Annotated in this window: 16 protein-coding genes; 10 read left to right on the top strand and 6 right to left on the bottom strand. The window is 39.9% G+C overall.

Annotated elements, in window-relative coordinates; all coding sequences use genetic code 11:
- Both D5018_RS09410 and D5018_RS09405 read left to right on the top strand, forming a co-directional pair.
- Positions 1-134, top strand: a 134-nt coding sequence (locus D5018_RS09410) for an IS1 family transposase (protein WP_243637417.1), incomplete at its 5' end; no start/stop codon positions are given.
- Positions 135-173: 39 nt separating this feature from the next.
- Complete coding sequence (locus tag D5018_RS09405) at positions 174-593, top strand: hypothetical protein (protein ID WP_133309271.1); 420 nt, start codon at positions 174-176, stop codon at positions 591-593.
- On the opposite strand, the gene D5018_RS09400 is transcribed toward D5018_RS09405, so the two are convergent.
- Entirely contained in the window at positions 590-1,411 is an 822-nt protein-coding gene (locus D5018_RS09400) for a DUF417 family protein (RefSeq protein WP_243637415.1), read from the bottom strand. The two genes, D5018_RS09405 and D5018_RS09400, sit on opposite strands and share 4 nt — an antisense overlap.
- Before the next feature lie 180 nt (positions 1,412-1,591).
- Between D5018_RS09400 and D5018_RS09395 the strand changes: the two genes are divergently transcribed.
- Positions 1,592-1,861 (top strand): hypothetical protein, encoded by a 270-nt coding sequence (locus tag D5018_RS09395; protein WP_121838753.1) that lies wholly within the window; start codon positions 1,592-1,594, stop codon positions 1,859-1,861.
- Between the two features lie 38 nt (positions 1,862-1,899).
- Positions 1,900-2,628, top strand: coding sequence for an aspartate/glutamate racemase family protein (locus D5018_RS09390; protein ID WP_121838752.1), 729 nt, complete (start codon positions 1,900-1,902; stop codon positions 2,626-2,628).
- On the opposite strand, the gene D5018_RS09385 is transcribed toward D5018_RS09390, so the two are convergent.
- A complete protein-coding gene (locus D5018_RS09385) occupies positions 2,596-3,612 on the bottom strand; it encodes a hypothetical protein (protein ID WP_121838751.1) in 1,017 nt (338 codons plus the stop codon). The genes D5018_RS09390 and D5018_RS09385 overlap by 33 nt on opposite strands.
- Positions 3,613-3,771: 159 nt before the next feature.
- Positions 3,772-4,590: a hypothetical protein gene (locus tag D5018_RS09380; protein WP_121838750.1), complete on the bottom strand. Its 819-nt coding sequence runs from the start codon at positions 4,588-4,590 to the stop codon at positions 3,772-3,774.
- A gap of 214 nt (positions 4,591-4,804) precedes the next feature.
- Here D5018_RS09380 and D5018_RS09375 point away from each other — a divergent pair, with 214 nt between their 5' ends.
- The 4 genes from D5018_RS09375 (at position 4,805) to D5018_RS09360 (ending at position 9,505) form a co-directional block, all read left to right on the top strand.
- Complete coding sequence (locus D5018_RS09375; RefSeq protein WP_121838749.1) at positions 4,805-5,953, top strand: hypothetical protein; 1,149 nt, start codon at positions 4,805-4,807, stop codon at positions 5,951-5,953.
- Between the two features lie 112 nt (positions 5,954-6,065).
- On the top strand, positions 6,066-7,811 hold the full coding sequence (gene argS, locus D5018_RS09370; RefSeq protein WP_121838748.1) for an arginine--tRNA ligase: 1,746 nt from the start codon (positions 6,066-6,068) through the stop codon (positions 7,809-7,811).
- Positions 7,811-8,362 carry an SPOR domain-containing protein gene (locus D5018_RS09365; protein ID WP_121838747.1) on the top strand — a complete coding sequence of 184 codons (552 nt, stop codon included), beginning with the start codon at positions 7,811-7,813 and terminating at the stop codon, positions 8,360-8,362. The genes argS and D5018_RS09365 overlap by 1 nt, the downstream gene beginning before the upstream one ends.
- A gap of 414 nt (positions 8,363-8,776) precedes the next feature.
- Entirely contained in the window at positions 8,777-9,505 is a 729-nt protein-coding gene (locus D5018_RS09360; protein WP_121838746.1) for a hypothetical protein, read from the top strand.
- 62 nt (positions 9,506-9,567) lie between these two features.
- On the opposite strand, the gene D5018_RS09355 is transcribed toward D5018_RS09360, so the two are convergent.
- Positions 9,568-11,913, bottom strand: a complete 2,346-nt coding sequence (locus tag D5018_RS09355) for a cytochrome-c peroxidase (RefSeq protein ID WP_121838745.1) — start codon at positions 11,911-11,913, stop codon at positions 9,568-9,570.
- A 146-nt stretch (positions 11,914-12,059) separates the two neighbouring features.
- Between D5018_RS09355 and D5018_RS09350 the strand changes: the two genes are divergently transcribed.
- The gene (locus D5018_RS09350) at positions 12,060-12,602 is read left to right on the top strand and encodes a dihydrofolate reductase family protein (RefSeq protein ID WP_121838744.1); all 543 of its coding nucleotides are present in this window, start codon (positions 12,060-12,062) and stop codon (positions 12,600-12,602) included.
- A gap of 106 nt (positions 12,603-12,708) precedes the next feature.
- Complete coding sequence (locus tag D5018_RS09345; RefSeq protein ID WP_121838743.1) at positions 12,709-14,397, top strand: ankyrin repeat domain-containing protein; 1,689 nt, start codon at positions 12,709-12,711, stop codon at positions 14,395-14,397.
- A gap of 23 nt (positions 14,398-14,420) precedes the next feature.
- Here the strand turns inward: D5018_RS09345 and D5018_RS09340 are convergent, their stop codons facing one another.
- Together D5018_RS09340 and D5018_RS09335 are read right to left on the bottom strand one after the other, a co-directional pair.
- Positions 14,421-16,640, bottom strand: coding sequence for a patatin-like phospholipase family protein (locus D5018_RS09340; protein ID WP_121838742.1), 2,220 nt, complete (start codon positions 16,638-16,640; stop codon positions 14,421-14,423).
- A gap of 3 nt (positions 16,641-16,643) precedes the next feature.
- Positions 16,644-21,074 (bottom strand): EAL domain-containing protein, encoded by a 4,431-nt coding sequence (locus tag D5018_RS09335; RefSeq protein WP_121838741.1) that lies wholly within the window; start codon positions 21,072-21,074, stop codon positions 16,644-16,646.
- Positions 21,075-21,110 lie beyond the last annotated feature (36 nt).

Here is a 21,110-nt window from a genome sequence, read left to right as displayed (position 1 = left end):
ATTTCAGAACTTGGATTAAAAGGTTGGCACGAAGAACGATTTGCTTTTCAAAGTTAGAGAGTATGCACGACACTGTAATTGGTTTGTTAATCAATCGTGTAGAATTTGGAATTGATATTCATGCATATCACTAAATTAGGACACTACCACTTGTTCCACCTCTGACTATGGCTGTGGATGAAATATCCAAAGCAATACCTGAATCTTCAACCCAACATTCCTCTCGTGAAGCATATGTTGCAGAAACGTCTCTGATTACAGCTGGAGATGAAAATACGAAATCATTACCTGAGGATCCTGCACAAGGTCCTCACCAAGAAACAGAACCTACCGTTTCCCCACAAGAAACTCCCCTATTTGTTTCGCAGCCCAGCTTTCACCCTGAACCTATAGGAAGAGATACCCTTACAAGGTTCCTCTCACCGAAAACATCTAAAAAAACTTCTTCGGCAAGAGGAGAAACCTTATTTTACCCACCTAGGTCCCGTAAGTTAACCACAAAGGGAAATAAGGAAAAAACGATTCAACAACAAACTGCGCAACATCCACTATTAGAAAAAAATCAAGACAGCGTAGACGAATCTATGTTCTAACTTTCTGCTTCAGACAACTTCCACAAACACACCAAATTTGCAATAAACCATAAGTCTTTAATTAAAAAGTGGCCTGTTGTAGAAAGAATGGTTTCTGCTGAAAACGCCCCTTCAGCCGTAAATAAAAACGTTTGAGTAACAACAAATACCGCACCAGACATCAATACCGCAGGTAGAAGGAATTGACGTTTAAAAATCGCCGCAATAACTAATGCCATCGCAATTAAGTCATACACACCAATCAGATCTGAAGTGGTTTGTACATCCCAAATCTTGTACATCCATGACATCAATGGCGAAGTGTTAACTAGACTTTCAATCCCTTTAGCCTCTAGCTCAGTAAACTTCATGCCGCCGATCCAAAGTAACACTAAAATTACTGGAAACGCAGCGATGAATTTTTGTATCGTTTTATCCAAGTGTGGCAATAAAATTAATAAGCCAACGGAAAGTAAAGCAAAATACTTTATCACCCCTTGGCCAGCCCCAATCGCAGGAAAACCACCTAATGACGAAATCCACATCTTTGATGAAAACAAAGCAATCAGTGGCACTGCCCCAATAATGGTTAACCACACACCAAGCACTTTTTTGTATTCAGTCTTTTTAATAGCCATTAAAGAAAAGATAGCTACTAATAGAAAACTCACTGCTGCGGTAACGTTAAATACTGCGCCAGAAGCAACTGATTCCAGATGATAAAAATCTGTAACTATGGTGATGTGCCTGTGGTCACCCATCAGTAACATACTCAGCCCCATCAAAGCAGAAGATACGGCTAATAAAACATAAACAGGTGTTGGGATTGAGGCTTTCATATACTTCATCTCTCGTTGACATTTACTTCAATTGATTACCAGACCCGAGAAAGCACATTTGAATTTCATAATTTATCGCTATTAATCAGTTAATGATTGGTATAGCTATTCACTTTGTCGGCAAATTAACCCAAAACGGTATATGATTTTAATTGTAGATTTGTATTGGAGTACTAAGAAATGGATGTTCTTACTTTAGTGTTAACAGGTTTATCGTTTATTTACTTAATTGCTGGCGCTATCGCCACCTTGTATGTTGTTATTAGTTATTTACTCAATGGCTATACCGTATTTGATGCTCCTAGAAAGCCATCAATGCCTTTTAGGTATAAAGTCAGTTACATTTTCGTTATGCTCAATATCTTTCCTTACTTTTATATTGCTTTTATCAAAGAAATTTTATCATTACACAAAAACGTAGCGCTTGGTAAAGCAGCTAACTCAGGATAGTATCATAAGAACTATCAACTCATTCTAAAGAAAACTAATTGAAAACCATAGGATTACTCGGTGGAATGAGTTGGGAATCAACTGCTAGCTATTACAAGGCCATCAATGAAGGTGTAAAAGCTGAACTGGGTGGCTTACATTCGGCCAAAATTTGTCTTTATAGTGTAGATTTTAATGAAATAGAAACTCTGCAGCACCAAGGAAAGTGGGACACAACTGCTGCTATTCTATCTCGGGCTGCTCAAAAGGTTGAGGCTGCTGGCGCAGACTTTCTACTTATCTGCACCAACACCATGCACAGAGTAGCTGAAGAAGTTCAAAAGGCTATTTCCATCCCTCTTATTCACATTGCAGATGCCACTGCCGAAAGATTGATTGAAGATAAAATCAACCGTGTAGGACTTCTTGGTACTCGATTTACCATGGAGCAAGATTTTTATAAAAAGCAGATTTCTGATCAATTCGATATCGAGGTCATTGTTCCAAACGAAAAAGAACAAGAATATGTTCATCGAGTGATTTATCAAGAGCTATGTCAAGGAAAGATCAATGATGAATCACGCTTACAATACCTTAGCATCATGGACAATTTATATGCTCAAGGTGCGCAAGCCATTATTTTAGGCTGCACTGAAATCGCCTTACTTATTCAGCAACAACATACTCCAATCCCACTGTATGACACAACACAAATTCATGCCGAAAGTGCAGTGGCGTTATCATTACAAGAATCATTACCAAATAGTCACGATAGCTCCGAGAGTTGACTTTTTAACCTTTCGTAACGCAAAATCCCATTTGTTTTCTTGGTCAATTCCATTAAATTCAGCATAACATTCTACATACCTAGGCTTGATAAGTTCTTCCCGCTGCTCAGCTCTAACAAATTCATCAAAATTTATTGGCTGATTTAAAAAATAGCAAAAATCAATAACAGCCTTCGGGAGGTTTTCAAATGAATTTGGATTATACAGGAACGTAAGCAGCATCATAAAATTAGGTAATGTTCTTATGGTGTGGCATCCAGAGTATAAATTTACAAAATCAGTCACCCCCACTTCACCTATCTGAAACAAAGATTTTAAGTTAGCCTGCACATATTGCTGCTCCTTGATCTTACTCTCTGGTATTAAGCATACATTGACAACATAAGTGGCCAACTTCATGGTCTTAATGAGTAAGAAAAATCGCAATAAAAATGTAATGGCTATTTCTATTGCTTGGCTATCTAATTCAATTTCATCAGCTAAGGCTTGATACACTCCTTGCAAGTACGAACAATTTTTTAACGATAATATTCGTCCATCTTTGTTTTCATGCACCAAAAAGAAAATAAGTTGCTCTAATGCTGTAAAACTAACGTTTTGATTTATCAGCCTCTCTTTTTGATAAAACATTGATACTGTATTTTGCTGAAATAGTTTTTCTTCATATGTCAGATAATGAGTATTCTTAATTGTTTCATCGGCATGACCGCAATCGTGATGAGCAAAACCTCCACAGTTCATTTCCCGACCATGAGCTTTAACGGTATACCTAAAACACATTCCAATTGGATATACAGAATGACAATGTGCTTTATTAAAAGAAGCTAAATTTAACTCCCCTAAACAGGGCAGAAGAAGACAACGATCATTTTTAAATTCCACATGGGGATCAAAAAAATTCACTGTCTGGCTACGAAAGAGTTGTTTAAATTCAACAAAAAAGTATTTTGGCTCTGTACACAATGCAAACCAAGGCAGCTTCATTATTGATCTTAACCCCTCATTGCAAAAATAATGATCATTCCAATTTTCTCCAAAAAAAGCCTCATGCAGCCTTGAGCTATAAAGTAACTTTGACGGCCTTTTTCCGAGCTCCTTTAACTGCGACTCATAAGTCAGGTATCCTCTAATATGTGCCAGTTTTTAGCTAAATATTAAAGACTCTGAATAAGGGAAATTATTGGATCGGAGAGATTCGATTTCTATTTTAAGTTGTACATAACACTCGGTAAGTTGCTCTAAAGTGACAGGGCAGCCTTCTACAGGTTCAACAATAACATCATGGAAAATTTTTAAGTCCGCATAAGTGACCAGCAGCCAGTCAGTAAGTTGCTCAATAATTTGTAGAAACTCTGGCAGGAATTCCGTGACGTGTGAAAGTCGTGACTGAAGCTCAGAAAGCTTAACCATATGCTTAGGATGAACTAAAGCGGAGTTACAGCCCAAGAATGGTAAAGTTGTTTCAATAAAATATTGCCATTCACTTATTGAGCTCGGTGGATTTTGCTCGAATTGACTAATGCGTTTATAGAACTGGAGAAACACTTCAGCGCTTGATTCGGGGATGAATAAACGTGCTTCAATCACGTCACAGATGGACGCCATGCCGGGCATAGGAAAGTCACCTGAGATCACTTTTTGTGTTAATGCTTCTGATTGCTCTAAGGTTAAATATTCAAGCTGCTGAAATAAGAGGGTATTGCGTTCAAGATTTTTTTCTAATCCATTAAGTGTAAGTTTTGCTTTTAATGCTTTAGCTTCGTTTTGCACTGTGGCTAATTTATCCGTTGCCACCTCAGTATTTGAAGCGCTCACCGGCTTTGCTTGAGCGAGATAATTACCCGTTGGATTAGGTGAGCAATCAGAACAATCTAAGGTATATTTCCCTAAAATCGGCTTGTGTACTTCAGCCACTTGCTGTTGAGCTTCTCCCCAACGAATACTTTGAACACCTTCTAACATGCCCAAATAAATGATTACATTGATACCATGAGTTAACGATATATCTTCTCAGTAAAATGTAAATGAAGGTTAATTACCTTTAACAAATCATGCATCCTCCAAACCTACTGTTTGGCATTTAAAAGATGATTATCTTCTTAGGGATTTTGTTAATCACAATGTCATCATAAAAAACATCAAAGAAAGAAAGAAAGAAAGAAAGAAGGATGGAGTTATGCGTCTGATTCATTTTTTTGGGGCTGCTCTATTACTCAGTAGCTATGCCTATGCTGCCAGTACTTTCAACCATAGCCCAAATACCATATCAAGCAGTGTTGTAGTAAAAACCGGTGCGTTTAATAACTTCACCGAGTCTCAGTTGCCCCAAGCTCCGAATGGGCTTTCTTGTACTGTCACTCAAAATGTTGTTCTTACCTCCCAGTCGGAGGTGGATGACTTTCCAACGAAATACACTCCTGACTGCACCTATGTCGAAATTCAGGGAGATTTATTAATTACAGGCTCAGATATATCAGACCTATCCAACCTAGAAGGTATTGTGGCCATTGTTGGAAATTTGTATCTATCAAAAAACCCTAAGCTTTTGAACTTACAAAGGCTTTATAGATTGGCAACGGTAACCAAGAGCATTGAGATTGCCCATAATCCAGCTTTAGAATCCTTAGAGGGACTGAATGCGCTTAATGATGTAACTGGGGCTTTAGTGATTTTAGATAACCCTAACCTCCAAGATTTAGAGGGATTGATGGGGTTACAATATGTCGGTGCTGATTTGGTGATTTCAGATGACAATAATTTAACTTCACTTTCAGGCCTTAACCTACTCAAGTCGGTTGGAGGTGAGTTCGGTATAAATAACAATCAAAGCCTTACCTCTCTATCTGGTACACCTAAGCTAACTCAAATAGGTAACCTGCATATCCAAAGCAACACAAAATTAACTGACTTATCAGGCCTACCCACATTTGACGAAATTACGGGTTATATTGAGATCGGTGGAAATGATCATTTACAAAGCTTGAATGGCCTAAACCTTAATTCTCATACTGTTGGTTCACTAGCCATTGTTGATAACCCAACACTAACAGATATGAATGCATTGCAAATGCTTCAAGATGTAAAACAAAGTATCAATATCAGCGGCAATGGCGAATTAACCACACTTTTAGGGCTTCATAACATTACACCGCTCGATCCCAGTACCGATAAACCCACAAAATCACTGACACTAGAAAACGAAACAAAACTCACTGATTGCATTGGGATTTGCCCGTTTTTGTCTTGGGTCGGTCCTAATCAATTACAGACTGAAAATTTAACCAGTGAATGTATGAGAATCGTTGGAAATAAGGCATGTCCCTAACGGGCATTGATTCATAATAGTAAAATTAAAAAAACCTATAGTCAGATACGCTGTTAATTCGCTAAAATGGACGGCTATTTACTTTTTCATCAATCAGTGTTGAAGATCGCCAATGAAATCACATATTCAATCTTTGCTAGAGCAAACCTTACAGTCCTTAATTGAACAAGGCGTTGTCCCGACCGATGTTCAGGCACGCATTCAGGTTGACCGAACCAAGGATAAGAGTCACGGTGACTTCGCCACTAACCTAGCGATGATGCTAACTAAAGCCGCTCGTAGAAATCCACGAGAGTTAGCACAACTGATCATCGACAACCTACCAGAATCAAGTCATGTGGATAAGGTTGAGATTGCAGGCCCTGGTTTTATTAACTTCTTTATAGATGACAATGCTCTTGCGAATCAACTGCAAGAAGCACTTGCAGATCCTAAGTTAGGCGTGACTTTACCAGAATCACAAACCATTGTGGTGGATTACTCTTCGCCTAACCTTGCAAAAGAAATGCACGTTGGTCATTTACGTTCCTCGATTATCGGTGACAGCGTTGTCCGCACTTTAGAATTCTTGGGTCACAAGGTGATCCGTCAAAATCATGTGGGTGACTGGGGTACTCAGTTCGGTATGCTTTTAGCCTACATGGAAGAGTTGCAAGCGAAAGATGAAGGCAAAGCCAGTCTTGAACTCTCTGACTTAGAAACCTTTTATCGCGCCGCCAAAGTACGTTTTGATGAATCAGAAGAATTCGCCACTCGTGCCCGTAAGCTTGTGGTCGAGTTGCAATCAGGTGATGAGTACTGCAACAAACTATGGCGTCAATTTAACGATATTTCATTAAGTCACTGCCACCAAGTCTACGCAAAGTTAGGCGTAAGCTTAACTCGTGACGATGTGCGTGGTGAAAGCACATACAATGATGACTTACAACAAGTCGTAGCCGATTTAGATGCTCAAGGTTTACTTAGCGAAAGTGAAGGCGCAAAAGTAGTATTCCAAGACGAGTTTAAAACTAAAGACGGTGAGCCACTGCCTGTGATCATCCAAAAAGCCGATGGCGGCTTTTTGTATGCAACAACCGATTTAGCAGCTATGCGTTATCGTGCCAATGTACTCAAAGCCGATCGTGCTTTGTACTTTGTCGATCTTCGCCAAGGTCTTCACTTCCAGCAAGTTTTTAGCCTAGCTAAGCTAGCGAAATTTGTACCAGAATCAGTATCACTAGAGCACTTAGGCTTTGGTACCATGAACGGTGAAGACGGACGCCCATTCAAGACTCGTAGTGGTGGCGTAGTTAAGTTAGTCGACCTTCTGGATGAAGCCGTTGAACGGGCAGTTGAATTGGTTCGAAGTAAAAACCCTAATATGGATGAAGCAGAAGTTCAGCACATCGCTAAGGTTGTAGGCATTAGCTCTGTTAAATACGCTGACCTTTCAAAAAACCGTACTAGCGACTATATTTTCAGCTTCGACCAAATGTTGAGCTTTGAAGGCAATACCGCGCCATACTTATTATATGCTTACACTCGTGTAGCGGGTATTTTCAAAAAAGCTCAGGATATTGATTTAACTGATGCAAAAATTGTTCTTGAGCATGAAAAAGAGAAAGATCTGGGTACTAAACTAGGACAGTTCAATGAGATATTAAGCCGAGTTAGTGCCAAAGGACAGCCTCATGTGCTTTGTGGCTACCTATTTGAATTAGCAGGGGCTTTCTCAAGCTTTTACGAAGCTTGCCCAGTATTAAGTGCAGAAACTGAAGCACAAAAACACAGCCGATTACAATTGGCTAAGCTCACGGCACAGACTTTAAAACAAGGTCTGGCGCTTCTAGGGATTGAAACGTTAGAGAAGATGTAATGAGCCGAGATTACGCTAATCGTAAGCCGACTAAACGCACACCTCGTAGCAAGAAAAAGCAAGCGCCTTCATCGCGTTTGCCTATTATACCTTTGCTGATCGCCACTATTGGCATTGGCGGCTTTGGCTATTTCTTATGGAATATCAAAGACAGTGCAGAAACGACTCAGCCTGTTTCGAAACCTGTAAAAACAAAGCCTAAGCCTAAAAATGAGCTGCCTCCGAAACCCCAAGATAAATGGAGTTATCAAGACATACTTGAAAACAAAGAAGTTCAGGTAGATGTGCCAAAGAAAGAACCGCAGCCTAACAGAAGCTATCAAATGCAATGTGGTTCTTTTAGGAGTGAAGCTCAAGCAGAAAGTATGAGAGCCAAAATTGCTTTTCAAGGGTTAAGTTCCAACGTTCGCAGAACTGAAGGTAAAAATGGTGTTTGGTATCGAGTATATCTTGGTCCCTACGACCGTAAACGAGCAGCCGAAAGAGAGCGCCATAAACTGCAAGCCATTTCGATTAATACTTGTATTATTTTGCTAAAGAAAGACAATTAATATCTAGAGGGCGTTCCCAATTAAAGACTTTTTGATTTGTTACTGCCTAAAATTTGCAAAATCAAGGCACGAAGAATGAAGTTTAGTGGACTAAACGAAAGATGAGTAACGAAGAGTTTGCAAATTTTAGGTGTAACCCGAAGGGCTGCGTTTCTTTTTTGTTTAAAGTGCGTTGTCAAATGTTCGTGTAGATTGCTACACTTCACATTTTCCGCCTTGTTTAACCTAAAAAATTAACAGCGGCAAATCAAAAATCTAATTGGGAACGCCCTCTAGGGCGTGCCCTAATAAAGAGCACCTGATTAAGTACGGTGCTCAGATTTTTCTTTGTTAAAATTAATTTTATTTTACAAATCAATAAATACTTACTTACCCATATATAATTGTTTGAAAACAAAACGGTAGGAAAGTGGTATGTCTGGTGTAGCAACTCATTGCGTTCATGCTCATGAACAGCTTGCTGATTACCTTTGGCAAAATCCAACAACATCAAACTTTGAAGATGGCAAACGTGTCTTTCAAATAAATGGGACTAAATATAATCGAGCATTAAAGGTGAGAGTTATCAGCAAGCCTAGAAGCCTTGCCGATCTCATATATGCAGCTTTTCATGCATTGTTGTCTATGCATAACCGTGAGGTATTTAGCCATACTTTACACAATAATGGGATAACGGCAGCCTCTAATCGGAGCGAGCACTCCTCTCAGTGCGTCACTCTAAAAGCGAAGTACAAAGAAGGAGTTACCATTAACCCTTCCTATAATTCAAATCTTCATCAATTTTTTATCGAGCAACCTCAACTAGCAAAAGAAGCTAAAAAACATGTAGATAGGCTCAAAGATGTTCCTCACTCTCCATTATGGTACTGCTACAATTGCCCAATAAAAGGAATTGAGCTAAATGGAACAAATGCTGTTGTAATGGAGCATAATGGAGAAGCGATAGTCGTGTCTCGAGAAGGTATTCGAAGCCAGCTTTTAAATAACAACCTTAAACAAAGTAAAATAAGTAGGGACATGATTATGCGATCTGAATTTAAGCAATTTACATACGACCTATGTCCCAAACACGGTTTTTTAGAATACTTGGCTGACTACCCTACTTTTCGTAAAACCTTCGATGAAAAACCAAAACAACAATGATTTGGTTTTCATGACACGTGAAATATAAAACCTTTCTATATCTGTAAAGGGCATTAAACCTTTTAGTTTTCTAGGCTATTTTCAACCGCCAAACCACTTGGAACAGAATCGGGGATCAAATGGGATAAATCCCTTGCCCTTGGATCGGTTTGCGCATTCATAAACGGCACCAAGATCTGTCGGTGTAAACCAAGTTCACCATCGCCCATTCGTTTTCCTTCCTCCAACGTTAGACGTCCACTGTCAGCGACGACTTGTTCAACCTTAGTTTGGTTATACTCATCCGTACGAATAAAACCATAAGCTTTGCCATCAAACGATGGTACCGGAAAGGTTTTCAACAACTGCTTTTCACTTTCAGACACTTCATCTTCAAATGTAGGTTGATGAACAAACCCTGCTAAGATTCTGTCGTAGCCGGTATATAAGTTGATCCAAAATCGTTCAGGTATCGCATAGGTTTGAGTATGACTCCATAATTCACTGAATTGCCCCAAATGCGCATAGGGCGCTGTTAATGCGACATTAAATAATGGTGCGGTGCGAAACTTGGCTCTGTCGTTAGAATTACCCGTGATCCGTTCACGTCCAAAATCTTCAAATCCTGAATTTCCATCCCCTTTACCCGGCCCAAATTGCGCCACCGATAAGCTGTGAAAATCAAAATCAGACATGACTGCACCTTTGTGACAATTCACACATCCAGTTTCAAAAAAGAAGTGAGCACCACGAGTAGTATCTTCATCGAGACGATCTGGATTATTCAATTCACCATTATCGGCGACATCAGCAATTACTGCTTGCCAAGGATTTCGTCTAAAATCAAACCCTCGGATCTCAAAAGCTGCAATGGCGTTGGCGGCATGAGCAAACGTCATATCCTTGAACTCAACACCGGGATAGGCTGTTTCAAACATTTCTACATATTGTGGAATATTGCCCAGCCTAGTCATTAAGCCTTGCCAAATCTCAGTAAAATCTTCGGCATCAAAGCCCGCCAATTCATTCCCGTCTTTGGCTTCACCTCTCATTTCATGGGTATCAGCTACTGGAAACATAGCTTGAGCTGCGACTACACCATATCCCTGAAACCCTTCTTCAGCTTGATTTGCAAAAAATACGGCCTCCATTTCTGGTGTCAGGTCGCCTGTTGCATCGGCGGGAGTGCTAAGCTTGTTTTGATCATCCATCTGCACTCGGCCATCCCAGAACATGTTTTTAAACAAGTCTAAATTAAACAAAGGTTGCGCATGGCGGGCGATCACTTCACCTCCTGTGCGATTTTGTCCAAGCCCTTGCCCACCAGCACCTAATGATAAGGCCCGAGCATCACCCGAGGCTAACAAAGGGTGATGGCAACTCATGCATGAAGTATCTTTATTACCACTCAATATTTTATCAAATGCCAACGCCTGACCAAGTTCAAACATACTATCCGTTACCAGTGGTGCATCGGCTAAAGGTTGCAGATTGTGTGATCGAATATGGTTAACCAGCTCTTGTCTGATCACTTCTATCTCTTTAATAATTGAGGTGGTTTTGATGGGATCGGCTTCTGGCAAAATCAATTGCGCATTATCGATGATCATACGGCGCACATTCGTACCTTGTAACGCACTATTGATAATGCTGCCAAACGCCGTAAAGTAATCGGCTCCCTCACCAATTTGTTGGCGTACATTTTCAGAGAATACTGAGCTATCACTAGAAAGCTGAGTTGCTAAATCCTTCGCTAGTCTCTGATATAACTCACCTTCATTATGGTGATTATGCAAATAAGCAATGAGTGCGAGAGTAAAACCGTACTCGGCTTCTGGGCTGCTCTCCCCTGCAACCTTCGTTATTAAATCTAAAGGCTTGAGTGTTGCTATATTAATTTCTGAGTTCAAACCAAAGGCCATGGTAACTTTTTGATAATATTGACCATTGATGACGCTGTTCAATCCACCCCCTTGCTCCACGGCCAATTGCACTGCGATTTCAGTTAATGGGGAGACAGTAAAGGCAAATTCTGAACCATCATCTCCTGACAAGTTTGCCATCATTCGCATAGGAGAAGTGTCTTGATTGGTTTGTCTTTCAGTAAACTCATCAACATAGCGCCCGCCTGAGCAGGTAATTAACACATCGCCTTGAAGTTGAATGTTATTGCCAAAATCGACAAAACCGACATCGTCTGTTTCAGCGGTTGCCACAGGCTCTCTTAACTCTCCACTACTGATTGACGCCAGTGTGCAACGCCCTCCTGACACAGGACCTTTTACAAAAGTGGCTGAAACTTGATATTTGGGTTGATTTTGAATGGGAGGTTCAGAGGGATTATTGTCGTTAGCAGAGTCACTACTGCTGCCACCACAGGCTGATAACGTAAAAAACAGTCCAAGATAAATTTTACGGAAATGTATCATAGGCAAGGTACCACCATTTTGTTGTTTTTTTGTTAACCGTAGTGGATTTAGCCGCTGATGTATTTAGTCTTTACATAGATTTACTTTTGGCATTACCTCGTTGAATATGGCAGTCTTTACTAATACTTCGAGTAAAGTAGGTTCTTATGGCTAATATCGTCTTTATTGCTACTAGTCTTGATGGCTATATTGCAGATAAAAATCGCAGTGTGGATTGGCTTCACACTGTTCCAAATCCTGATAACTTAGATATGGGGTTTGATGCACATATGGAAAGAATAGATGCACTGATAATGGGGCGAAATACCATGGAGTTGGTGCTGAGCTTTGACTGCGATTGGCCGTATAACAAACCTGTATTTGTGCTCAGTAACACCTTGGAACAAATACCTTCTGGATATGAAGACAAAATCCAGCTGATCAAAGGTGAACTGTCAGAGATCATCAAGCAGCTTAAACTTAAAGGATATGAAGATATTTATATTGATGGCGGCATCACTATTCAGCAATTTTTAAAACAAGATTTAATCGACGAAATGCTAATTACCACCATTCCTATCGTATTAGGTGGCGGTATTCCTCTTTTCGCAGAATTAGCCCACCCCATAGAATTTCGATGTGTTGAATCAATACATTTCAATAATGGCGTAGGTCAAAATCGTTTTGTTCGTTATCGTGGAAGTGAATGAGAGTAAATAAAACATAAACCAGAATAAAATATCACCACAAAGTATTTCACTAAACCTTTTGAATTTGAAAAAGTTAAGCGAAGTACTTTGCAAATCGGCACTTCCAATGGCTGTTCCTTCAACGTCTGCGAATCTGGACACGCGTTTTTTATCTGAGCTATGCGCTTATGAAAAGCCAAAAATGCTTATTCAAAATGGCCACCAATTTGAAGTGTCAGAGAGCAGTACTGGGGAGTTTAGCGTTAAACATGCCACATTCATGGAACAAAAAAGCAAACCTGCCAATCCATCAAATACCCGAAGGTTCGTTTTATGGGTGGTGAAACTTCTCCCCGATAGTCTTGCATCTAGACTTCCATTTCATCACAAAAATAGCCCTTTTAGTTTAGCGCACCAAGCTAAGCAACTTGAAAGGAAAATGAATCAACAACCTAACCTTTTATTGCGTGGTTGCCAGCAAGGCAACTTAGCTGACATACAAAAAGCCATCCGACTGGGCGTAAACCTCAACATCAAAAATAAACAAGGGGACTCACCCCTTAAACTTGCCACTATTCATAAGCATCACGGAGCCATTTTCATGCTTTTAAAGCATGGTGCAAATGTTGATATCACTGACGAAAAAGGCAAAACACCTTTAATGCTAGCAGCAAGGTGCGGCGAAACAAAAGCAATAGCCACACTCATAAACTATCGGGCTAATATCAATAAACAATGCAAATATGGGTGGACACCACTCATGGAAGCCCTTAAATATAATCAGCCTGAAGCCGCCAAGTTACTCATTTCGAACAACGTTAATCTTGATATACAAGCAAAAAATGGTTGGACTGCAATCATGGTTGCGCTGAAATATACCACTACTGAGGTTGTAAGGCTTATTCTGACGCGCCAGCCTAATCTTCGCCTAACAAATAATCATGGCTGGTCTCCCCTTATGATGGCATCAGTATACTTCACAACTGAAATTCCACAGCTTATTCTAGAGAACGCGCCTGAACTTCTTACTTTACAAAAAGATGATGGCTGCACAGCGTTAATACTTGCGGCTTCATTTGGCCATTTAGAAACTGTACAACTTTTACTATCAAAACACCCTGACCTCAATGTCCAAAATTCAAAAGGCATGACAGCGATAATGGTAGCTGCGAGATACGGTCAGATAGAAGCCGTTAACCTGTTATTGAGACAAAGCCCAAATTTAAATTTACAAAGTAATGCGAAATACACAGCATTAATGCTGGCCATAGATGAAGGTCACCTTGACATTGCTCAGGCTTTACTCACACAGCAGCAAGACTTTACTTTACAAGATATTGATGGTTGGTCAGCGTTTACATTTTCGGCTAAATATGGCCACACTGGCATAATGAGTTCAATACTCACACAGCAACCAGACTTAAATATCGATGAACCATGCACTGGTGGTTGGACAGCATTAATGATTGCTACACATTATGGTCGATTGAGTGTGGTCAATGATTTAATTAAATTGAATGCGAATAATAATCTGCAAAATTCAGAAGGAAAAAGTGCCTTGCATCTCGCTGTTGAGCAAGGCGATATCGATATTGTTGAGAGGTTACTCACTCGTAAGCCAAATCTGGCTCTCAAAGACAACACTGGGTTCACCCCGCTTCATCTAGCCGCCAAACATGGGCACCATAAAATAGTTAAAATGCTGCTTGAGAAAGGAGCAAATAATAATATAAAAAGTCCTTCAGGTTTAACACCTGAAGAACTCGCCTTCATTTATAGGAACTTTAAGTCACTCGCCTACATCACGACACACTGATATAGCTATAATGAGCTCTCAAGTTAAAACGTCTTTCCTAAAAAGAAATAGACCGTAGAATTACCACCATCGGCATAACCAAAACCTAACGCCGCAGGGCCGAATTGCGTTTGTGTCCCTAAAAATACACTGCCGCCATAAATCAAATCGCTAAATGAGACGTCACTGCGATTCAACCACACATTACCAGCTTCAACACTAGTGCCCAGATAGAGTGGCAAAGAGTTTAACCCGAGCACACCTCTGCCTAAATCATATTGGTACATCAATGCAGCGAATGCTTTATGGTTTCCAAGTAACGCATCACGATGATAGCCAGAGAGATTCAAAAAGCCACCTAGTTCAGCAGGCTCTGCTACCAACTCTCCTTTCGTATTATTGGCACTTTCAAAATCTAATTTACCTACAAAAATATGGTTACCAACATTTATCGCGCCTTTCCAGTTCAGTTGGTAATGCAAATTAAAGTCCGAAGAGAAATTTTCATCCTGACGAGTAACATCACTACGGCCAAATTCTACCCCTATAGTCAGCCTATCTCCCTCGGTTGGAAAACTGATACTGTCTAAATCATCATAACCTAGGCTAAAATAGCCACCATAGCCTCTTATATCAAAGCTTGATTTTAGAACTGCATTGCTAGAGATACGCCCATATAACGCTCTCATTCCTAGTTCAGCAAATCCAGTATACCCAAGAGTTACACCAATTCCTGACTCCACGTTATGAGTACGACGAGAGACATCAAGCGTAAGTTTATTGTTATCAAATACACCTTGCTTCTTTTTCGTAAAGGTATAGCGACTTCTGAAGTACAGGTTGTGTGAACCATCAATAGGTTGATAAAACTCGGTCAAAAATCGTTTGTTATCTCCCACTTTTAACTCATTGCGCCATTCCCCACCATTATCAGTGATATCTGTCAAGGTATAAGCTAAATCAACACTGACATATGAGCCAATCTCTAAATCATCTTCCCAGTTCAACCCAAACTGAAAATAATTCGGCCCCCACGATTTCGCTTTTGTTGTTAGAGTGAGGATTCGACCTTGTGGCGTATCGGAAAACTCGGTAATAACCTTTTCAAACTTGTTCAGTGCATATACCCGTTTAATGGCATTTTGCAACTGCTGCTTAGTAACGGGTTTCCCCTCATGAATATCAAAAGCGTTTAAAATGATATTCGCACTGGTTTGTGAGTCATTATTTAATACTATCTTGTAAATAGGTTGGGTTAATGGTGAAGCTATATTTTGTTTTATTTTAGCTTTATGAGCTTGATAACTGGCATATTGACTAGTTGGCATAGACAAACGCTTAAGCTTCACGAGTTGTGTTTTGGCTGCAGTTTCACCCAACTGATACACCTTGGGTAAGATACTAAAATCTGTTGTACTTAATGAACCAACTTTAGGGCGGATCAGTATGTCTTTCTCGTTCAATAAAGCGATTTGTTTTTGAGTGCTGGCATTGGTCATCATTGTCGATAGTTGGTTTAATACTGCTACCGCATCATTAAGCTTGGATTTCTTTGCTAATGACGAACCTATATCAACTGCAATAACAATGTCCGCTCCCATCGCTTTTACTACATCAACCGGCATATTGTTGGAAATTCCGCCATCAACCAGTAACTTGTCACCGTAAGAAAGCGGTTGCAATGCGCCAGGAACCGTCGCTGAAGCTTGCATCGCAAATACCAAACTACCTTTATCAATCACCACAGCATGACTTGTGATCAAATCAGTCGCGACAGCACGGTATGGGATCGCTAATTGATCAAAGCTGTCAAATTTATGGACTAGCCCTGTTGAGTTACGTAATAACTCTGACATGGTTTGCCCTAGCAATATACCAGCTGGGGATTTTAATTTGTCATCGCTGTAGCCCAAAAACAAAGGAACATTGAATTTATCTCGATTCTCTTTATCCCTGAAACTAAGATCCTGACGAGGAATAATGTCTGAATATCCCTTATCCCATTTGGTAGACAGCATGATTTTTTTTATTTCATCAGCACTGTAACCCAGTGCATACATGCCACCAACGTAAGCACCAATACTCGTTCCAGCAATATAATCAACAGGAATGTGGTTTTCTTCTAATACTTTTAAAACACCAATGTGGGCTGCACCTTTCGCTCCGCCACCACTGAGAACTAATCCAATTTTAGGACGGGCAGAAACAGACTGAACCATAAGACTAATGGTAAGCAATAGACCTATTATCAGTGTTTTTTTCATTGATTAGATTTCTCTTTCAAGTTCGTCGGCATGTTCAAGATATTGTTCGATACCTTTAATATCAAGAGGCCTAGAAAAGTAGTATCCCTGCATAAGGTAACAACCACGCCCTATTAGGTGCTCAAGTTGTTCGTACGTTTCAATACCTTCTGCCACCACTTTTAACTTCAAGTTACGCGCTAACTCGACAATACTGTTAACAATAGCTTGGTCAGCACGATTGTGGGCAATATCAATGATAAATTTACGATCGATCTTTAAGGTATTCACTTTAAAGTTTCGCAAATAAGCTAGGGACGAATAGCCCGTGCCAAAATCATCAATCGCCACTTCAACGCCCATGGCATGTAGCTCTGACAAATGCGATTGGGCAATATTCAGTTCATTCATCAACACACCTTCGGTAATTTCTAGGCCAACACTGCTAGGCGAAACACCTGTCTGTTCGATAGCTGACTTAACGGTTGCAACATAATCTGGCTGACGGAAATGTGCGGCAGAAACGTTAATAGAAAGCCTAAATTTACGTTGATATCTTCCCTGCCATTTTGCCAACTGCCTTAGTGAAGCAAACAGCACCCAGCGATCAATATCAACAATCAAACCACACTTTTCAGCGACAGGGATGAAAATATCAGGACGAATATAACCTTTTTGAGTATGATTCCAGCGCAACAGTGCTTCCATACCTACAATCTGATCGTCATCCAATACACTGATCTGGGGCTGAAAATTCAGTTCAAACTCATGCTTTTTAAACGCATAACGAAGATCATGCTCTAACTGCAATTGATATTGATTTTCTTGATAACGAGATAAAGAATAATATTGATGGTTACCGCGACCTTCATCTTTGGCATGATACATAGACAAATCCGCATTTTTGATCAAGCCTTCCGCGGTTAAAGCATGATCGGGAAACAAACTGATACCAATACTGGTGCTGATATAAAACTCACGACCATTAATAATAAACGGCGTTTCAATTTGTTTTAAGATAATGCTAGCCAAATGATCAAGTTGGGCGATGTCCGTCACTTGCTTAATCAAAACAACGAACTCATCACCACCAAAACGACATAAAATCGTATTTTTACCGATGGAGTCTATAAGCCGTTTAGAAGCTTCCATCAACACCGCATCTCCCATGCTGTGTCCATAGGTATCATTGATGTCTTTAAACCGATCAAGATCTAAGAACATCAAAGCTAACTGCTGACTTTCTTGTTTCGCTTCATGAATAGCTTGTGCAAGCTCACGATTAAACAAAGTTCGATTGGGCAAACCCGTTAAGCCATCGTAGTTTGCAAGTTGCCTCAGCTCTGCTTCAGTACGCTTACGCTCTGTAATGTCGGAGAACACAGCCACATAATGCGCTTCTGTTTGCATTCGAGACTGCATTGCTGACAAGTTTACCCAAACAGGACAAGATGGATTGCCATCGGTAATAAAGGCAAGTTCACCATGCCAGTATGGATTGTCTTCAAGCAATGCATCCATACAGTATTCTTCTCGCTCTAAGGCAAGCAAATCACAAAAGTTTCGATGTATTAGTGCCTTTTCTTCAACACCAATGATGGACTGTGCCGCTTTATTAGAAAGAATAACTTGTTGTTCGGAGTCAAAAATCAAAATGCCTTCAGAGGTATTTTCGAAAGACTCTCCTATCATACTTAATTTATTTTCAAGGTTTCGAGTACTGGTAATATCGGTTGAGATACCGGAAACAGTGTTAATCGTTCCGTCTTCAATATCTACTTTAGTTGGCCTACCTTTGGTTCGGATCCAACGCCAGCTGCCATCACGGTGTTGAAGACGATATTCCAGCTCAAAAGAATCTTGCTTGCCTGTGAGCATTCTCTCCCAATGCTCTAGTACATATGCTTTATCGTCTGGGTGTATATTAAGTTCATCTACTGAACGAATTGAATGATTCTGATCTTTATCAAAAATCTTGTTGTAGTTACCCAGCTTAACTTGCAGATTCTTGGGCTCCCACTCCCACAAAAATGAGTCACTGCTCTTCAATGCTTGATGCAAACGCTCTTGGGTATTCAGTAATTCTTGGTTCAATACCTTAGTTTTACGAGTTCGCGCTTGATGGCGCATTAAAAATATCCCTAACAGCACAAAGATGCTGAAGCTCACAACAGTCTTAAACTGCTGAGACTGCCACCAGTTTTGTAATATGGTAAATGAGTAAATATAAGGCTTTTTGTTCTGCATCCCATTTACATCACCATATAACTCTAAGGTATATTGTCCTGGTGCGAGGGAGGACAAATTAATGACAGAATGATTTGAGAGCTGAATAAATCCTTGTTTGCTTTCTACCCCTAATTTGTTAAACCGATAGGAAAGGTGATTTAAATTTGCTTCAAGGTAATCATGGGTGGCGAGCTTCAAACTCAATAAACTGACATCAGGTTCAAACACCTCAGTTTTTGTCGGGCTCAGTCTAATTTCTTCTCTATCGGGATAATACGCCGTAATTTGCGCTAGAAAAACACCGTCATTAATCAGTCGGTTTTTGATCTTATCAGGGTCAAGTAACATCACACCTTTAGTAGTACCGACATAAAAGCCAGCATCAGGGTGATAAAAAGCAGAGCCTTCATTAAAGTCAGCTTTCAACAAACCATCACTCTGTTCAAGCACTGTTACTTGTTGTGTATTGAGCATGTTGCTGGCAATCAATTTGTCATCACAGCCGACGAATAACCTTTCTTCTACCTTGCGAATAAAATATACCGCTTCGCAATGAGTACCCCAACGCTGATTTAATGACTCAGCCCGTGTATCATTTGTTTTATATTCAAATACGCCTCGGTTAAAAGTACCAAACCAAAGGGTATTATTATCGACTTGAATGATTTCACTGATGGTAGGAATCGTTTTAAAACCAAAAAAATCACTATCAAACTTCGTCACTTTATCATTTTGGATAAAACCAAACTGTTTGAATCGAGCAAACCATAGTTTGCCGTCTGCTGCTAGATGTAAGCTCCTGACTGATTCCACTTGATCAGGCAATTTTTGAAGTATGCTCGATTTAACAACTTGAGACGAATCAATATCCCAAAAGTACAAACCAGAAGAGGTTGCAAACCAATACCGACTTTTCTCGGGATCAAACACCACATCATAGGTGGTTTTGTTTTCTAGCGAGCTATCTGTTCCAGCCCAATCCGCGAATCGAGTGATGTGCTTGGTAAGAGGGTTTAGAATAAACAGGCCATCAGTACTGCTGAGCAATAATTGACTACCTTGAAATGGTTTAATAAAAAATACGGTTTCATTTGCTGCGAGCTCAGGCAACATTATGGGTTCAACTTGATGGGTTTTCCTATTAATGTGAACGACATAATTGGCGGTGGCCACCCATAATTCATCATTATCGCCATACATATTCCAAATGTCCTGAGACGGCAACATGTATTCGGACTTTCTAGATATTTCATCGGTAATAAAGTCTGGAGTCTCATTAAAAATAGCGACGCCACGATGATTACCAATACCCCAAATCAAATTGGTTTTGTCAGCAAAAAGTTTTTCTACTTGCTCGCCCTGCTCAACATCATGTAGGTGCTGTTCAGTTAAAGACCAAATTTTCATTCCCTTTTCGGTAACCAACCAAAGCTCATCGTGGGAATCAGAAGCCACTGAAAATACGGCTTGTTTCAAATGTTGTTTGTGGCTGATCTTACTATCATCATACTGCAGTCGATATAGACCATTATTGGCAGCTAACCATACATGCTGTTTTTTATCTGAAATGATCTGATTAATAACAGCATCTTTACCAGACCAAGATTGAATTGTGACTTTGAAGGTTTTTGTATCTATTACCGCAATTTGGTTTTCGCTGTATGCCAATAAATGCTGCTCATCCATTTGCACAAGACCAATAAATTTGAAGTCATCATTCGTTACTAAACGCGCAATTTCGGTTGCTGGCTTATCCAAACTTTCAACAAAATAAAGTCGTCCTTGTTGAGTTAATAGGTGAAAGCTACGATTTCCATATTTAACCACCCCAGCTAACCCATTTATCGGTTTACCTTGAAAAGCACGAAAATGATTGAGTTCGGTAAATCGATTCGTACGTTCATCAAAGACAAAAAGCTCGGATAACGTACTCACCAATATTTGTTTATCGTCTAAACAGGCACCATTTACAAAAAACTCGTTATAAAAGTGTTCTTGTTGTCTACTACCGACTTTTTCAATACCGGTGTTCATTGCTCTAAACAAGCCTTTTTCAGTTAACAGCCAGCTGAAACCATCACCATCAAAAATGACTTTTTGAACCATGGTATCTAAGCCATCATTTTCATTCATCATGCGCCGAGAAGCGTGCTCAGAATGAGCATTAGATAAGCCTGAAAAGACCATAAAAAATAAACAAAACAACAACGCAGGTATTTTGGTCATAGCGAGTCCGACAATCTTCTTCTCTGATACTCTTTA

This window comes from Parashewanella curva (assembly GCF_003675895.1).
GTDB lineage: Bacteria > Pseudomonadota > Gammaproteobacteria > Enterobacterales > Shewanellaceae > Parashewanella > Parashewanella curva.
This window is presented reverse-complemented; position numbering and strand designations above follow the sequence as displayed.

Bases quoted from the DNA above. Each gene is read 5' to 3' on its own strand.
- D5018_RS09400 (WP_243637415.1), bottom strand. From the start codon at position 1,411: ATGAAAGCCTCAATCCCAACACCTGTTTATGTTTTATTAGCCGTATCT.
- D5018_RS09395 (WP_121838753.1), top strand. From the start codon at position 1,592: ATGGATGTTCTTACTTTAGTGTTAACAGGTTTATCGTTTATTTACTTA.
- D5018_RS09385 (WP_121838751.1), bottom strand. From the start codon at position 3,612: ATGAAGCTGCCTTGGTTTGCATTGTGTACAGAGCCAAAATACTTTTTT.
- D5018_RS09380 (WP_121838750.1), bottom strand. From the start codon at position 4,590: ATGTTAGAAGGTGTTCAAAGTATTCGTTGGGGAGAAGCTCAACAGCAA.
- D5018_RS09375 (WP_121838749.1), top strand. From the start codon at position 4,805: ATGCGTCTGATTCATTTTTTTGGGGCTGCTCTATTACTCAGTAGCTAT.
- argS (WP_121838748.1), top strand. From the start codon at position 6,066: ATGAAATCACATATTCAATCTTTGCTAGAGCAAACCTTACAGTCCTTA.
- D5018_RS09365 (WP_121838747.1), top strand. From the start codon at position 7,811: ATGAGCCGAGATTACGCTAATCGTAAGCCGACTAAACGCACACCTCGT.
- D5018_RS09360 (WP_121838746.1), top strand. From the start codon at position 8,777: ATGTCTGGTGTAGCAACTCATTGCGTTCATGCTCATGAACAGCTTGCT.
- D5018_RS09355 (WP_121838745.1), bottom strand. From the start codon at position 11,913: ATGATACATTTCCGTAAAATTTATCTTGGACTGTTTTTTACGTTATCA.
- D5018_RS09350 (WP_121838744.1), top strand. From the start codon at position 12,060: ATGGCTAATATCGTCTTTATTGCTACTAGTCTTGATGGCTATATTGCA.
- D5018_RS09345 (WP_121838743.1), top strand. From the start codon at position 12,709: ATGGCTGTTCCTTCAACGTCTGCGAATCTGGACACGCGTTTTTTATCT.
- D5018_RS09340 (WP_121838742.1), bottom strand. From the start codon at position 16,640: ATGAAAAAAACACTGATAATAGGTCTATTGCTTACCATTAGTCTTATG.
- D5018_RS09335 (WP_121838741.1), bottom strand. From the start codon at position 21,074: ATGACCAAAATACCTGCGTTGTTGTTTTGTTTATTTTTTATGGTCTTT.